This is a genomic window from Streptomyces sp. NRRL B-24572, assembly GCF_002156145.1.
Taxonomy (GTDB): Bacteria; Actinomycetota; Actinomycetes; order Streptomycetales; family Streptomycetaceae; genus Streptomyces; species Streptomyces vietnamensis.
Genome location: NZ_MWIG01000136.1, coordinates 1 through 15148 on the forward strand (window position 1 = coordinate 1; position 15148 = coordinate 15148).

The 15148-nt window shown below is 72.2% G+C and carries 14 protein-coding genes and 1 tRNA gene; 10 read left to right on the forward strand and 5 right to left on the reverse strand.

Annotation, left to right across the window (positions count from 1 at the left end; translation table 11 throughout):
- Positions 1 to 187: 187 nt before the first annotated feature.
- Positions 188 to 652: a GatB/YqeY domain-containing protein gene (locus CCN56_RS08775; RefSeq protein ID WP_041129926.1), complete on the reverse strand. Its 465-nt coding sequence runs from the start codon at positions 650 to 652 to the stop codon at positions 188 to 190.
- Between the two features lie 74 nt (positions 653 to 726).
- Between CCN56_RS08775 and CCN56_RS08780 the strand changes: the two genes are divergently transcribed.
- From CCN56_RS08780 to CCN56_RS08820, 9 genes are all read left to right on the forward strand, one after another.
- Positions 727 to 1665 carry a metallophosphoesterase gene (locus CCN56_RS08780; RefSeq protein WP_086825224.1) on the forward strand — a complete coding sequence of 313 codons (939 nt, stop codon included), beginning with the start codon at positions 727 to 729 and terminating at the stop codon, positions 1663 to 1665.
- A 17-nt stretch (positions 1666 to 1682) separates the two neighbouring features.
- Positions 1683 to 2417, forward strand: coding sequence for a Pr6Pr family membrane protein (locus CCN56_RS08785; RefSeq protein WP_086825226.1), 735 nt, complete (start codon positions 1683 to 1685; stop codon positions 2415 to 2417).
- 38 nt (positions 2418 to 2455) lie between these two features.
- A tRNA-Pro gene (locus tag CCN56_RS08790) sits at positions 2456 to 2529 on the forward strand.
- Between the two features lie 227 nt (positions 2530 to 2756).
- Positions 2757 to 3569, forward strand: coding sequence for a hypothetical protein (locus CCN56_RS08795; RefSeq protein WP_086825228.1), 813 nt, complete (start codon positions 2757 to 2759; stop codon positions 3567 to 3569).
- On the forward strand, positions 3566 to 5779 hold the full coding sequence (locus CCN56_RS08800; RefSeq protein ID WP_086825229.1) for an ATP-binding protein: 2214 nt from the start codon (positions 3566 to 3568) through the stop codon (positions 5777 to 5779). The genes CCN56_RS08795 and CCN56_RS08800 overlap by 4 nt, the downstream gene beginning before the upstream one ends.
- Before the next feature lies 1 nt (position 5780).
- Positions 5781 to 7535 carry a hypothetical protein gene (locus CCN56_RS08805; protein ID WP_086825231.1) on the forward strand — a complete coding sequence of 585 codons (1755 nt, stop codon included), beginning with the start codon at positions 5781 to 5783 and terminating at the stop codon, positions 7533 to 7535.
- Positions 7536 to 7560: 25 nt separating this feature from the next.
- Entirely contained in the window at positions 7561 to 8238 is a 678-nt protein-coding gene (locus CCN56_RS08810; RefSeq protein WP_086825233.1) for a hypothetical protein, read from the forward strand.
- A 323-nt stretch (positions 8239 to 8561) separates the two neighbouring features.
- On the forward strand, positions 8562 to 9455 hold the full coding sequence (locus CCN56_RS08815) for a protein phosphatase 2C domain-containing protein (protein ID WP_179199755.1): 894 nt from the start codon (positions 8562 to 8564) through the stop codon (positions 9453 to 9455).
- Positions 9452 to 11110 (forward strand): hypothetical protein, encoded by a 1659-nt coding sequence (locus CCN56_RS08820; protein WP_086825238.1) that lies wholly within the window; start codon positions 9452 to 9454, stop codon positions 11108 to 11110. Before CCN56_RS08815 ends, CCN56_RS08820 begins: the two co-directional genes overlap by 4 nt.
- Before the next feature lie 37 nt (positions 11111 to 11147).
- Here the strand turns inward: CCN56_RS08820 and CCN56_RS08825 are convergent, their stop codons facing one another.
- From CCN56_RS08825 to CCN56_RS08835, 3 genes are all read right to left on the reverse strand, one after another.
- Positions 11148 to 11846, reverse strand: coding sequence for a Crp/Fnr family transcriptional regulator (locus tag CCN56_RS08825; protein ID WP_256961872.1), 699 nt, complete (start codon positions 11844 to 11846; stop codon positions 11148 to 11150).
- Positions 11847 to 11904: 58 nt separating this feature from the next.
- Positions 11905 to 12414, reverse strand: a complete 510-nt coding sequence (locus CCN56_RS08830) for a Pycsar system effector family protein (protein ID WP_086825242.1) — start codon at positions 12412 to 12414, stop codon at positions 11905 to 11907.
- A gap of 180 nt (positions 12415 to 12594) precedes the next feature.
- Positions 12595 to 13473 carry a glycosyltransferase family 2 protein gene (locus tag CCN56_RS08835; protein ID WP_086825284.1) on the reverse strand — a complete coding sequence of 293 codons (879 nt, stop codon included), beginning with the start codon at positions 13471 to 13473 and terminating at the stop codon, positions 12595 to 12597.
- Between the two features lie 209 nt (positions 13474 to 13682).
- Between CCN56_RS08835 and CCN56_RS08840 the strand changes: the two genes are divergently transcribed.
- Positions 13683 to 14843, forward strand: a complete 1161-nt coding sequence (locus CCN56_RS08840; protein WP_179199756.1) for a serine/threonine-protein kinase — start codon at positions 13683 to 13685, stop codon at positions 14841 to 14843.
- Between the two features lie 15 nt (positions 14844 to 14858).
- On the opposite strand, the gene CCN56_RS08845 is transcribed toward CCN56_RS08840, so the two are convergent.
- Entirely contained in the window at positions 14859 to 15140 is a 282-nt protein-coding gene (locus tag CCN56_RS08845) for a hypothetical protein (RefSeq protein WP_086825247.1), read from the reverse strand.
- Positions 15141 to 15148: the final 8 nt, after the last annotated feature.

Below are 15148 nucleotides of genomic sequence, written 5' to 3' on the forward strand. Positions count from 1 at the left end.
GGTGGGGCGCCCTCTCGCGTACGTACTGCGCGGATCGACCCGCGAGGCGGACCGGCCCGCGCAACGGACCAGCCCTCGCGACGGACCGGCCCGCACGGCGGATCAGCCCGCGCAACGAACCGGCCCGCACGACGGACCAGCCCTCGCGGCGGACCGGCCCGCGCGACGGATCAGCCCTTGCGGCGGATCAACCCGCGAGCAGCTTCTTCACCGCGGCGGCGACACGGCCGCCCTCGGCCTGGCCGGCCACCTTCGGGTTCACGATCTTCATGACGGCGCCCATGGCCCGCGGCCCCTCGGCGCCCGCCGCCTTCGCCTCCTCGACGGCCGCCGCGACGATGCCGTCGAGCTCCTCGTCGCTGAGCTGCTTGGGCAGGTACGCGTCGAGGACCTCGCCCTCGGCCAGCTCGCGCTCGGCGGACTCGGGGCGGCCACCCTGGGCGAAGGCGTCCGCGGCCTCGCGGCGCTTCTTCGCCTCCTTCGCGATCACCTTCTGCACCTCGTCGTCGGAGAGTTCGCGCTTGGTCTTGCCCGCGACCTCCTCCTTGTTGACGGCGGCGATGGTCATCCGCAGGGTCGAGGAACGCAGTTCGTCGCGTCCCTTGATCGCGGCGGTGAGGTCTTCCTGAAGCTTGGCCTTGAGCGTGGTCATGGGCTCAAGTGTGGCAGGTGCCCCACCCGTACCGCCCGCGCATTTCGGCTCGGCGGGTCTGCGACGATGGGGGGATGCGCGCACGGTACGGGATCCCCCTGAAGATCACGGCAGGCCTCACGGCGACGGCAGCGGCGGGAGTGGTCTACGCGGCCGGCTTCGAAGCCCGCTCCTTCCGACTCCGCCGGGTGACGGTCCCCGTCCTCCCGCGCGGCATGCGCGACCTGCGGGTCCTCCAGGTCTCCGACATCCACATGGTGAGCGGCCAGCGCAAGAAGCGGGCCTGGCTGCAGTCCCTCGCGGGGCTCCGCCCGGACTTCGTCGTCAACACCGGCGACAACCTCTCCGACACGGAGGCCGTGCCCGAGGTCCTCGACGCGCTCGGGCCGCTCATGGAGTTCCCCGGCGTGTACGTCTTCGGCTCCAACGACTACTACGGGCCGCGGCTGCGCAACCCTGCCCGCTACCTCCTCGAAAAGGTGCAGGGCAAGCACGGCCTCAACGGCAACCCGCCGGTCGTCGGCGCCGTGCACAACCCCTGGGAGGACCTCCGGGACGCCTTCGACGCGGCCGGCTGGGTCAACCTGACCAACACCCGCGGCCGGCTGAAGCTGCCGCAGGCCGAGCTCGCGTTCACCGGCCTGGACGACCCGCACATCAAGCGCGACCGGTACGAGCGGGTGGCCGGCGGCCCCGACGAGACGGCCGACTTCTCGGTGGGCGTCGTGCACGCCCCGTACCTGCGCGCGCTCGACGCCTTCACGGCCGACGGGTACGAGCTGCTCCTCGCCGGGCACACCCACGGCGGCCAGCTGTGCGTCCCCTTCTACGGGGCGCTCGTCACCAACTGCGACCTGGACACGGACCGGGTCAAGGGCCTCTCCACGCACACGGTCGACGGCCGGACCTCCTACCTCCACGTCTCGGCGGGCTGCGGCACCAACCGGTACACCCCGGTCCGCTTCGCCTGCCCGCCCGAGGTCACCCTGCTCACCCTGACGGCGCGTGCCTGAACACTTACGGTGGGGGCATGATCACGCCTCGTTCCGCGGCCGTGCCGGCCCCCGCCGCCATACCCTCCGCCCGCCGCCCCTGGGCGGCCGCCTTCCGCGGCCTGACCGCCCTGTCCGCGGCGGCGGGCATCGTCATCGAGTGCGTGTACGGAGACGTGCTCGTCGTCCTGAGCTTCTTCACCATCTGGTCGAACATCCTGGTCGCCGTCGTCCTCGGCCGGGGCGCCGTCCACGCCTGGACCCGCCGCCCGCCGCTGCCCGCGCTGTGGACCGGCGGCGTCCTGCTCTGCATCTCCGTCGTCGGCCTCGTCTTCCACCTGGTCCTCGACAACGAGGCGAGCGAGTTCAACCAGGCCGCCGAGATCGCCCGCCTGACCGGCGCGAAGGCCGTCGCCAACCAGCTCCTCCACACCGTGACCCCGATCGGCACGGCCCTCGACTTCCTGCTCCTCACGGCACCCGGCGCCCTCCGGTGGCGCCACGCGGCCCAGTGGCTGGCGGCCCCGGGCCTCTACTTCGCCTTCGCCCTGGTCCGCGGCGAGCTGATCTCCCCCGACGCGCCGACCCGCTACACGTACCCGTTCCTCGACGTCACCGTCCACGGCTACGGAGGCGTCCTGGTCAACGCCGTCGTGCTCGGCGCGGCCTTCTACGTACTCGGCCTCGCGATCGTCGGCCTGGACCGCATCCGACCCGCGCCGAGGTCCCCTGAATACCGGATTTCGTCTGAGCGCGCGCGTGGGCTAAAGTAATCGATGTCGCCGCGACGAGGAGATCAGAGCAGCGACACCGGGGTGTAGCGCAGCTTGGCAGCGCGCTTCGTTCGGGACGAAGAGGTCGTGGGTTCAAATCCCGCCACCCCGACAGCCAGAATCAGGGCCGGTTTCCTTCACGGGAGACCGGCCCTGATTCGTTTGCGCGTTCCGGAATGCCGGCCAGCCGGTCGGTCGGGACCCTTCGACGAGGGGGACTCGGCCGTGTGAAGCGGTTTCCCGCTGTGTGTCAATTGGCGTAGACCCAACGGACTTTGGTGCCGTACAACAGAGGCCACTGATCAAGTACTGCTGCCCGAGGCCTTTGGGGAGATCGCCATGGCTGGTGACGCCACGCACTGCTGGGTCGTGGTGCTGGACATCGAGAACTTCAGCTCCCGGCCCGATCCGATCCAGCGTTCCTTACGCACCGGGATGTACGAGGTGCTGCGCGAGGCGCTCTTACGGGCCGGGCTGCCGGCCGAGGAGATCGTCGTCGAGGACCGGGGCGACGGGGTCATCATGATCGTTCCCGCGACCGTCTCACCGATCGCCCTGGCCGGACCGTTCGTCCGCGCCCTCGACGACGAGCTGCAGCAGAAGGCGGTGGTCTACAGCCCCGCCCACGCGATGCGGTTCCGGGTCGCCCTGCACCAGGGGCTCGTCGCCCGGGACGGTCAGGGCTGGTCCGGGGACGCCGTCAACACCGCCTGCCGGCTCGTCGACGCAGGGCCGTTACGCGGGGTCCTGGCCGCGGCGGCCTCCTCGCGGATGGTCTTCGTCGTGTCGGACGAGATCTACCGGGCCGTCGTCCGGCACGGACACCGCTCCATCGACCCGGCCGCCTATCTGCCCATGCCGTTCCGCACCAAGCACGGCGAGCTCATCGAGAGCTGGGTGACCGTGCCCGGATCCCCCGCCCCGCCCGGGCTCCCCGCGACGACACCGGATCAGCCCGCGCAGGCGGCAGCGGATCAGCCTCCGCCGGCAGCGGCCGGCGTCGGCGCAGCGGCCGACGCCGGCGAGCAGAGCAATCAGAGCAAGCAGGGATTCCTGAGCGGGGGCGGCGTCAGCTTCGGAACCGTCCACGGTGACGTGTTCCAGGGCGACAAGAACATCAACATCAACACCAACGGGCCGGTCCGGCCATGAGCACACCGGCGGGGGGAGCCCCGGCCGCCGGCGGTGGCGCCGCGGGAGCGGCCCCGGCGCCCGGCCCGGCGCAGCCGGCGGGCGAGGCACAGCCCCAGTCCCCGGACGCCGCGGCGGGTGCGCCGGCCGGCGGGGAGGGCGGCGTCCAGGGCGAGCCTCCGCGCTCCGGCCCCGGGGCCGAGTCCTTCGAGGCCACCGGCCGGATGGGTCAGGGATCCCTGCGCCACGACCGGGTGCGCAACGCCTTCGCCAACGTCGAGGGTGACGTCGTCGGCGGCGACAAGTACGTCCTGCTCCTGGGCGGCGCCCAGCGGCGGCTGCGGACCATCTCCCCGCTCATGGACGAACGGGTGCGCCACGCGTACCAGGAGCACCCCGGCCTGGCGGCCGCCCGGGAGGCGCTGGCGGGCCGGCATCTGCTGATCCTGCGCGGCGCCCCCGGTCACGGAAAGACGGCCATGGCCGTCCGCCTGCTCCAGGGCATGGGGGCCACCACCAAGTACCACCTGGACAGCGACGTCGACTTCGCCTCCCTCGCCGACCTCCTGGAGCGCGGCGGGGACTCCATCGAGCGCGGTGCCGCCTTTCTGCTCGACCAGCCGTCCGGGATCGCCGGGCTGCGCGGAGCGGAGTACGAGAAGGTGCAGGGCGCGCTCGCCCTCGCGGGGGCGTGGCTGGTGATCACCGTCTCCAGCACCGAGGTCGCGGACAGCGAGCTCCTGACGGCGGTCGTCGACGTCACCGAGGTGCCCGACCAGCGCGGCATCGTCTCCTCGCACCTGCGCTGGCGTCTTGGCGACGCGGTCCGCGACCGGCTCCTCGCCGACGACGGGATCGGGGAGCTCCTCGACGAGATGCTCGACGGCGACCCCGCCTGCAAGCGGGCGGCCGATCTGGCGTCGGCGATCGCCGAGGAGTGGGAGACCGGCCGGCTGGACCCCGAGGCCGTCAAGGAGCGCCTCGCCCGCCAGGCCGACGAGGACTTCGACATCTGGGTCGAGAGCCTGCGGGAGCCCGCCGTCCGGAGCCTCGCGATCGCCCTCGCCGTGCTCAACGGCCTGCCCCAGGAGTACATCGCCACCGCCGCCCGCGCGCTGCGCGAGCGGCTTGAGGACGACGACCGCCCGCAGGTGCTGGTGGCCGGGCCGAACGGTGAACCTCCCCTCGGCAAGGATCCCTTCGGTGCCCCGCGCCGCACGCAGCTGACCCGGCTGCGCGCCCGTGACATCGGCAAGGAGGACGGCGAGCCGGGACACGCGCTCGAGTACAAGGACCCTTCCTACCCGCGTCGGGTCATCCAGCACTCGTGGGTCCAGTACGAGATCCAGAGCGAGCTGCTCGACTGGCTGTCGGACCTGGTCGTGGCCCCGGCCGAAGAGGTACGGGTCTACGCCGCCGCGGCGCTCGGGGCCATCGCCGCGGAGTCGTACACGTACCTCTGCGACCGGGTCTTCCACGGGTGGGCGCAGAGCGAGAACCCGCTGCGGCGCGACGCCGTCGCCTACGCCCTCCAGCTCGCCTCGCGCGACCCCTGGATCGCGGAACAGGTCGACGCGCTGGTGGCGGGCTGGTTCGCCGACCGGAGCCGGCCCTACGTGCAGGCGACGGCGGCGCGGGTGCACGGCATGGGCGAGGACCCCGAGGCCGCCGTCGCGGCACTGGCCCGCCTCACCGTCGTCGACCGGGCGACCGTGGCGGTGGCCGTCGGCCGCAGCCTGACCGATCTGGTCGCGCAGAACGGCGGCTCGACGGCTCTGGTGCTCCGCACCCTGCACGAGCGGTCCGCCGATCACCGGAGGCGGCCGACGGCGCTGCTCTCGTTCCTCATCGTCGCGGCCCAGGTGGTGGTGGACCGGGCCGAGTGGGGGTTCGAGAGCACCGTGGAGCAATGGCCGGCCCTCCTCTACCAGGCGCACCACCGCGAGGAGTTGCGCGCACCGTTCATCGCGCTGTGGCGGGAGTCGCTCAACCAGGCGGACTTCGGCGAGGAGGCCCAGCAGGTACTGCGCAACTGGGCCGCGCTCGCCGAACGCGATCCGGCCCTACGGGACATGTTCCGGCTGATGGTGGGCGCGATCGCGTACCGGGACGCGCGGACGGGGCGGATCCTGCGGCGGTGTGCGGCCGACTGGGTCGACCCGGACGAACTGGCGCCGCTCCCCCTGACCGCTGCCGTCGTCCATGCCCAGCTCGATCTGGAAGGGGTGTGACATGTCCGTCTCACTGATCCTCAACAACCGTCCGGTGCGGCGGGCCGAGCTCGCGACCCTGCCCAACCTTCCGCCGAACTTCGCGGTCGTCTACCCCCTGGAGGGCGGCGGCTGGGAGGTCGAGTCCCCGAAGCACCGGACGATGACCCAGCGGTGGCTGGGCAAGAACAAGCTCTGCTACGTCGTGGACCTGGGTGACCACCGGCGTACGGCCAAGCTCACCAAGACCCCGCTGACCTGCAAGGACCAGGCGCACCGGTTCGAGGCGACCATCGACGTCGGATTCCGGGTGCACGATCCGGTGGCGGTGGTGCGGAGCAATCTCCCCGATGTGCTCAGCGCCGTCTATCCGTATCTGATCAGGAGGATCCGTCCGCAGGCGGCGCAGTTCGCGATCGACGAGGCGTTCGAGGCGCAGGCCAGGATCAACGGGTCGCTGGCCCTGCCCATCCCCCTGCCCGAGGGCATGACGCTCTACTACTGCGACGTGCAGCTCGAACCCGACGAGGCGGCGCGGGAGTTCGTCCGCAGCCGCACCAAGGCGGGCCGCGACTCGGAGATGGGCCACCTGCAGCACAAGGCGGCCGTCGGGAGCACCCGCCACCAGGAGACGATCAAGGACATCGAGCAGGAGGCCCGGCTCAAGCGGGACGAGCGGGAGCGCAGGGCCCTCGCCTCCGTACGGCTCGACTTCCGCGGTCTCGTCCTCGAACACCTGGCGAAGCACCCGGAGGACACCGAGAAGTCGATGGACCTGCTGATGCGCTGGGAGGAGGGCCGGCAGCTGCGGGCCGTGGACCAGGAGCAGCGGAAGGTCGAGATGGTCCGGTTCCTGATCGAGAAGAACATCGTGCGGGAGGTGGACCTGCCCGGTCTGCGCGAGGGCGTGCTCGGGCCCTCGTCCAGCGTCTTCGGCGGGATGCTGCCGCCGGGTACGGGCACGCCCGCACAGACGGCGCCGGCCGCCGCGCAGGCGCTGCCGCCGGTGGCGCAGCCGTCTCCGGTGACGGAGACGCCGCCGTGGGGCGGTACCCGTCCCGACGCCGTGCAGCAGTCCGGCGGCTCCCCGGCCGCCCCGTCCCCGGACCTCCGCACGACGGCGGTCGGCCTCGCGCCGGTCTACGTCGTCCTGGACACCTCGTCGGCCGCGACCGGCTGCGTCACCCAACTCCGCGACGCGCTGCGGTCGTTGCAGACCCTGCTCGCCAACAGTCCGGATGTGACCTCCGCCGTACGGCTGTCCGTGCTGACCTTCTCCGACACGGCCGACGTCCGGATGCCCCTCACGCAGGTGTCGTGGCAGACCGGCGTCCCCGACCTCCAGGCGGGAAACGGCTGCCGGTACGAACCCGTCTTCCGCCGCCTCCTCGAACTCGTCCCGTTGGAGACGGAACGGCTCAAGCAGCAGGCGTCCCGCGTGAACCGTCCGACCGTCTTCTTCCTCGCCGCGGGCGACCCGGAGGACGGTGGCCAGTGGCAGGCCGCGCACCAGCAGCTGATGCAGCACCCGTACCGCCCGAACATCGTCGCCTGCGGCATCGGTGCGATCGACCGGCGGACGGTGGCGCGGATCGCCAGTCCCGCCGAGTTCGCCGTCGCGGCGGACGCGCACGCGGACCTCGCGGAATCGGCCGCGCAGTTCTCGATGCTCCTCCAGAACACCGTGCTCCATCTGGGGCGGAGCGCGGTCGCCGGCTCCTCCGAGCTGCGACTCGAACGCCCGCGGGGACTGAGCCCCATCGAAGACGTCGAGTAGTTCGCGCAAGAGAGAAGAGGAAGAAATGACTGAAACCCAGGGACAGTTACTTCCGGTGTACGTCCTGGCGGACGAGTCCGGCTCCATGCATCCCCACGTCGGTGACCTCAACGCCGGACTCGCCTCGCTGCACCGGTCCCTGCTCGGCGAACCGATGGCCGCTGCGAAGGTCCGCTTCTCGGTGCTGGGGTTCGCCAACAGTGTGACCGAGCGGCTGATCCTCGCCGACCTGCGGGCCGAGAGCGAGCTGCCCCGCCTCACGGCGAGCGGCGGCACGAGCTACGAGGCGGCCTTCGCCGCGCTGCTGCGCCGGATCCCGCAGGACGTGGACACGCTGAAGAGCCAGGGGTACCGCGTCCACCGGCCCGCGGTGTTCTTCCTCAGCGACGGCCAGCCCAACGTCGGAGAGGCCTGGCAGGAGAGGCACCGGGAGCTCACCGACCGTTCGGTGACCAAGGCGGCACCCAACATCATCGCCTGCGGCATCGGCCAGGCCGAGGCGGAGACGATGCTCAGCGTCGCCACGCAGCAGGAGTTCGCCTTCATCTCGGTGCCCGGTGCCCAACTGGGCGAGTCCATCGCCCGGTTCTTCACCGCACTCACCAAGAGCGTGGTGGAGTCCGGCAACGCGATGGCGTCGGGCCATGCGGAGCTGGTGGTCGAGCGGCCGGAAGGCTTCCGGCTCGCGATCGACGAGGTGTGATCGTGGTGCCCCTCTTCCGGCGCAGGAGGGACGACGAGGGGGAGCCCTCCGGGTCCCCCGAGCCTTCTGGGTCTTCTCAGTCCTCCGGTTCCTCCTCCCCCGCCGGATCCCCGGCGGGCGGCACGCATCCCGTACCGCCGAGGCCGGGATACAAGCCGGGACCGGGCCCCGGCTTCCCGGCGGGCTCGGGACACGGGTCCCCGGTCCCGGCGGATCACGTGCCTCCGCCGGGGCGGACACCGCCGACGGCGCCCGTACCGCCGCACCGGCAGCCGGACCGCCCCGGTGCCCCGGCGCCCGTACGGAAATCGAAGTCGCCGTTCGTGGAACGCCTCCCGCTCGGCCGGCCGGCCACCTGGTTCGAGTCGAAACCGCCGCCCGCTGACCCGTACCGCCCCGACACGCTGTTCGACGGCTGGTCCACGCCGGGGCTCACGATCCGCCTGGCCTCCGTACGCGGTGACGCGCACCGCTTCGGCGGGCAGCCGCGCCAGGACGACATCGTGGTGGCGGCTCACGAGCCGACCGACGCGGTGGTGTTCGCGGTGGCGGACGGCGTCTCGGCGGCTCCTCAGTCGCATGTGGGCGCCGCGCTGGCCTGCCGTACCGCCGTCGCCGACGTGCTGCGGCAGCTGGACGAAGGACGGCCGCAGGTCGACTGGAACCGGACCGTGTCGGCGGCCGCGTACCAGCTGTTCATGCGGGTGACCCGCGGAGCGGAACCGACCCCGGAGCAGAGAAAGGAAGCCCAGGCCCTGCTGGCGACGACCCTGGTGACGGGCGTCGTGCGGCTCACCGGGAGCGGACTGCTGGAGGTCAATCTGGTGCACGTCGGGGACAGCGGTGCCTGGACACTCCACGAAGACGGCTTCTTGCCGCTGCTCGGCGACCAGAAGGAGAGAGCGGACGGAGTCTTCTCCTCCGCTGTGGCGGCGCTGCCGTGGGTGCCACAGCAGATCGAGGGGAAATGGTTCACGATTCCCGAGGACGGGGCGCTGCTGATCGGGACGGACGGGTTCGGCGATCCGCTGGGCGACGGCACGGGCACCGTCGGGAAGGCGATGGCGTGGGAACTGAGCCGTCCGCCGCGTGAGCCGTCGGTCCTCGCCCGGCTGCTCGACTTCTCCCGGGAGACGTTCGACGACGACCGGACGCTGCTGGCCGTCTGGCCGCGTCACCGCCTCGACGAGAGCGGCGGCCCCGGAGCGGCGGGATGAGCAGCGCGTATCCCGGAGCCGTGGACATCGGCCGGGTGGTGAAGGAGCGCAGGATCGCGTCCGGCGGTCAGGGCACGGTGTGGGCGGTCAAGGACCTGACCATCAGGTCCTGGCCGGTGGCCTACAAGGAGTACCGCGCGAAGGTCCAGCCCGCGGAGGCCGATGTCCTCGCCGCCATGGTGGACTTCCTCCCCACTCTGGATCCCGGCACCGGCGAATGGCTGGCGAACTGCACAGCCTGGCCGGCGGTCCTGGTGACCGGTCCCACCGGCGTGTGCGGATTCCTGATGCGCCAGATCCCCCCACGGTTCATCCGCACGCTCGCCTTCGACCCCGGGGCGCCGAGGGCGGCGGGCTTCCAGTACCTGCTGAACAACGCCGAATACCTCCGGACCGCGGGCATCACGATCACCCCCCGGCAGAGGTTCGAGCTGCTGCTCGACTTCGCGCGCACACTCGGACGGCTCCATGCTCTGGGAGTCGCCGTCGGGGACATCTCGCCGAACAACATGTTCTTCGCCCTCGACGGTTCCCCCGGGTGTTTCCTCATCGACTGCGACGCGATGGTCCTGCGCGGCCGTTCGATGGTCCCGCAGGTCGAGACCCCCAACTGGGGGGTGCCCGCGGGCGAGCCCAAAGGCACCCCGGCGAGTGACGCGTACAAGCTCGGGCTGCTGGCCGCGCGGCTCTTCTCCGGCAAGCAGGAGGGCAGGGACCTCGGCGTGCTGGCCGCCACCGACGCGGACGTGGCGCGGCTGGCCGAGCAGAGCCTGTCCACCGACCCCGCCCGGCGGCCGAAGCCGGAGCAGTGGCTGACCGCGCTGGAGGGCGCGGTGAAAACGGCGCCGGCGATACTTCCGCAGGCCACCCCGACGCCCACCTTCGTGCCGCCGGGCACAGCGGGCACGGCGTCACCGCGGCAGGCCACCGGTCAGCAGCAACAGCAACGACCGCAGGCTCAGACGCAGTGGACCGGACCCAACCCTCCGTCCACAGTGCCCCGGACCCCCTCTATGCCGCGGCCGACGCCGCCCCCGCCGACCAAGTCCAACGCCGGCAAGTGGTTCGTCGCGATCGCGCTGGTCGTCCTCGCCCTCGTCTACGGTCCCGATCTCTACGAGCAGATCGCGGAAGGGGTCCGATCCGGCAGCTCCGAAAGCCCCGGCGAATCGGACCAGGGCTCCGGCTCGTCCGCTCCGGACACCGAGGAAGAACAGGCGCGTGCCCTGAACGCCCTCCTTGAGCGGAACAGCGGCAACCGCGGCAGCGTCGGCGAGGCCGTCAGCCGGATGACCACCTGCCCGGGACGTACCGCGCTCCTGGAGGCCAAGGGGGTGTTCGAGGCCGCGGCGACCGCGCGGGTCGAGCTCCTCCGGGATCTGGAGGCGCTCGACCCGGATCGGCTGCCCAGCTCCATGACGGAGAACCTCACCGCCGGCTGGGAGGCTTCGGCCGAGGCCGACCGTGCGTACGCGCGGCTGGCCGAGGAGGTGTCGAGCGGCTGCACGCCCGAGGCCGTGACGTCCTCGTCGCAGTGGCAGGAGGCATCCGACGCCAGCACTCGGGCGACGCGGGCGAAGAAGGACTTCGTGTCCGACTGGAACCCGGTGGCCGAGGAGCACGGGCTGAGCACGATGTCCTGGGACGAGGTGTGACCGCTTCCCCGTCATGCCGTGCTCTGCTGGAAATCCCCTAACGCCCGGTGCCGGTCAGTCGTTTCAGTTCGTCCCAGCGGTCGATGGTCAGCCTGTTGCGTCCCGTCGTCACCCAGCCGTGCCCGCGCCACTGCTCGAAGACCCGGCTGACCGTCCGCCGCGAGCTGAGGACGAGCCCGGCGAAATCGTCCTGGGACAGCGGCAGGGCGATGAGTACGGATCCGTCGCCCGCGGGGCGCCCGTACTCCGCGCCGAGTTCCAGCAGGAGTGCGGCGAGCCTGGCCTGGACGGCCTCGGAACCGGCGGCGGCCCGGTAGCCGTCCGCCTCGCGCAGGCGCTCGGAGAGCACCTGCTGGAGCGCGAGCCCGAGGGTGGGCGAGGCCCGGGCGGCGGCCCGGAACAGGAGCGAGGGGATCATCAGGGCCTCGACCCGGGTCAGCGAGGTGAGGGTGGCGGAGCGCGGTCCGCCATCCAGTGCGGCCTGCTCGCCCAGCAGGTCTCCGGCGTTGCGGATGGCGAGCACGGCCTGGTAGCCCGCGGCGGAGTTGGCGGCGACCTTGACGCAGCCGCGCCGGACGACGAGGACGTGGTCGGTGAGGTCGTACTGCCGCAGCAGGGTCTCCTTGGGCGGGAAGGTCACCATGCTGCCGATGCCGATCAGTTCGGCCCTGGTGTCCTCGTCGAGCAGGGACCAGAAGGGCATCCGGCGCGTGCGGTGGTGTGGTGCGCTGTCCACAGCGGCCCCTTCGGGCGAAAGTTCGGGCGAGGCTTCGGGCGAGGCTTCGGGCGAGGGTTCAGGCGAGGGCGATGACGGCGGCGACCAGCAGGCTGCCGACGACGGCCAGCAGCAGCGACTGCTGGACGCGCCGGTGCTTCGTCCAGGCGATCGCGCTCATGACGACGAGCTGACGGCTGAGGGTGGGCAGCGGATCGGTACGGGTGAGCTGCTGGGCGAGGTGGTCGGGGGACCAGTGGCGCAGATGGCCGTAGAAGAGGAACTCGTCCTCGCGGGGGTCGGGCGAGCGGCCCTGGCCGTTGTGGCGGGGGACGACGACGAGGACGGCGAGGACCGCGGAGAGCCCGATGAGGGCGATTCCCAGCCAGAGGACGACCTCGGCGAAGCCGCTCGCACGGCCGAGGGCACGGTCACCGCCGGACAGGGCGGCGATTCCGGCGAGGGCGGCGGACTCCATGGCCAGGGCGAAGGAGGCCTTGGCGTCCACCGTGCGGGTCGTCTCGTGGAGCGAGGCGTGGATCTGCCAGGCGGTCTTCACCGCTTCGGCCCGGGACTCTTCCTGCGGCACTGGAGCATCCCCCGATTCTCGAAACCTCCGCCACTATAGCCACGGGCCTGGACGGCCCGACCCTCGTTCCACCGGGCCGATTCCCCCTGGTCCAGCGGGAGTTGGCGTGCACCGCTCCGCGTTCGGCCTCCCGGGGGCCGCCACCCGGCGCCTGTCCGGCCCTGACCCGCCGGACAGGCCCTAGATCACCGGGGGGCGGCCCAGGCGGGTCATGTGGAGGACCGTGGTCCAGCGCATCGGGGTGCGGGGGCCGCAGGAGCGGCGGACGCCCTCCGCGAAGCCGCCGAACCAGGCCTTGAGGCCCGGCAGGGAGCGGGTGCGGGCCAGGGTCAGGAGGGTCCAGACGCCCAGGTAGACGGGGACGAGGAGGGCCGGGAGGTTGCGCTTGGCCAGCCAGACGCGGTTGCGGGCGGTCATCCGGTAGTAGACGGCGTGCCGGGCCGGGCTGGTCTTCGGGTGCTGGAGCAGCAGCTTCGGCTCGTAGATGACCTTCCAGCCGGCGTCCAGGGCGCGCCAGGCGAGGTCGGTCTCCTCGTGGGTGAAGAAGAAGTCCTCCGGCCAGCCGCCGATCTCGTCCAGCATGCGCATCGACAGGCCGTGGCCGCCGCCGAGGAAGGTGGTGACCTCGCCACCGCGCAGCGGATCCTTCGCACCGAGGCGCGGGACGTGCCGGCGCTGCGTCTCGCCCGTCTCGTCGGCGATGCGGAACGACACGACGCCGAGGGCCGGGTCCCCGTCGTACAGATCCGCCAGACGGCGGAAGACGTCCTTGTCGACGAGGAGGCCGTCGTCGTCGAGGTCCACCACGATGTCGACGTCGCCGAAGGCCCGCAGCGTCTCGATCGCGACGTTGCGGCCGCCCGAGACACCTCTGTTCTCGGGGAGTTCGACCCCCGTCACGCCCTCGGGCAGGGCCGGGAGCGACCCGGTGCCGTTGCCGACGACGACGATCCGGGCGGCGGGCTCGTCCTGTCCCGCCACGGCGTCGAGCAGCGCCCGCAGCTCGGCGGGGCGCGTGCCCATCGTCAGTACCGCCACACCTACACGCGGTCGCGCCACGCCCCACTCCGTCTCATCGCCCATGTCCACCGAACTCGCTCCGGGCCGCGATGCTAACCGGCCGGGGACACCTTCCGTTCACCCGGACCACGGGTGTCGTGCACCGGTGGGAGGCGTGGAGGGGGGCGCGCGGCGAGGAGCGGGCACGGGCGGCTCTACGCTGGTGCCCTTCCGTCAGGTTGATCGATCGTCGAAAGGGTGGTCTCCAGGTGCTGGTCGCGGACCGATATCGGCTTCATGTGTGTATCGGCCGGGGCGGCATGGGCGAGGTGTGGCAGGCCACCGACGAGGTCCTGGGCCGGGCCGTGGCCGTGAAGCTGATGCTGGCCCAGTCGACCGACCCGTCCGCCGGCGACCGCTTCCGCCTGGAGGCGCAGACCGCCGCGCGGCTGAGCCACCCGCACGTGGTGGGCGTCTTCGACTTCGGTACGTGGGACGAGAAGCTGTTCCTGGTCATGGAGTTGGTGGAGGGTGACAGCCTTCAGGGGAGCCCCTCCGAGCCGATGGTCCTGCCCGCCGAGCGGGTCGCGGTGGTCGCCGCGCACGCCGCCGCCGGGCTCGCGGCCGCGCACCGGCAGGGCGTGGTGCACCGGGACATCAAGCCGGGGAACCTGCTGGTCGACGCCGAGGGCACGGTGAAGCTGGCCGACTTCGGCATCGCGCGGTTCGTCGACGACCCCTCGGCCGCGCTCACGACGACGGGTCAGATCGTGGGCACGGGCCTGTACCTCGCGCCCGAGCGGGCCCTCGGGCAGCCCGCGTCGCCCGCCTCCGACGTGTACTCGCTGGGCTGCGTCCTGTACCAACTCATCACCGGCAGACCGCCGTTCCGCGCGGACACGGCAACGGCCCTGCTGTACCAGCACATCGACACACCGCCGGTGCCGCCGAGCCGGCTCGGCGCGCTGCTGCCGCCCGACTTCGAGACGTACCTGCTGAGCCTGCTCGCCAAGCAGCCGGAGCAGCGGCCCTCCGCGCAGGCGATCGCGGACTGGTTCTCCTCCGGCGCCTGGCGCGGGGCCGGATACCCCGGGGCCGCTCCGGTCCGTCCCCAGACACCCCACGCGTCCCACGCGCCCCGTCAGCCCGCCGGGCACGCCCCGGGCCAGGCCCATGCGCCCCGTCAGTCCGCCGGGCACGCCCCCATGCCGATGCCCGCGCCCGCGCACACTCCCGCGCCGACCCCTCCGCCGATGAACCGGCCGCCGGTGACCCGGCCCGCGCCCGCCGCCCGGCGGCGCCAGAGCCAGCCGAGCACCGGTGCCGCGCTCGCGGAGCTCTCCCGGCGCCGCCCGCGCAAGACGGCCGCGGTGGCCGGGGCCGTCGCCTTCGTGGTCTTCCTGATCATCGGGATGGCCTGGCTCTCCTGAGGGCCTCGCGCCCGCTCAGTACAGCCTCGGCGCCATCACGTGCGGCTCCTCGTCCCCCTCCGCGAGCAGCAGGCAGCGCGGTACGCCGGGCCCCGGGGTCGCGCGTACCGTCAGCGGCGTCGGCGGGTCGGTCGGCAGCTCGATCGCGAGGGCGACCGGCCGGTCGTCGCGGGTCGTGGCGTGGCCGGTCTCCTTGCCGTCGACGAGGACCTCGACGACCGGGGTGTGCCCGGTCTGGACGGTCGCGGAGACCGAGTGCCCGAGGTAGTCGATGTGGAAGTGGTGGCGTGCCCTCATGGGCCACC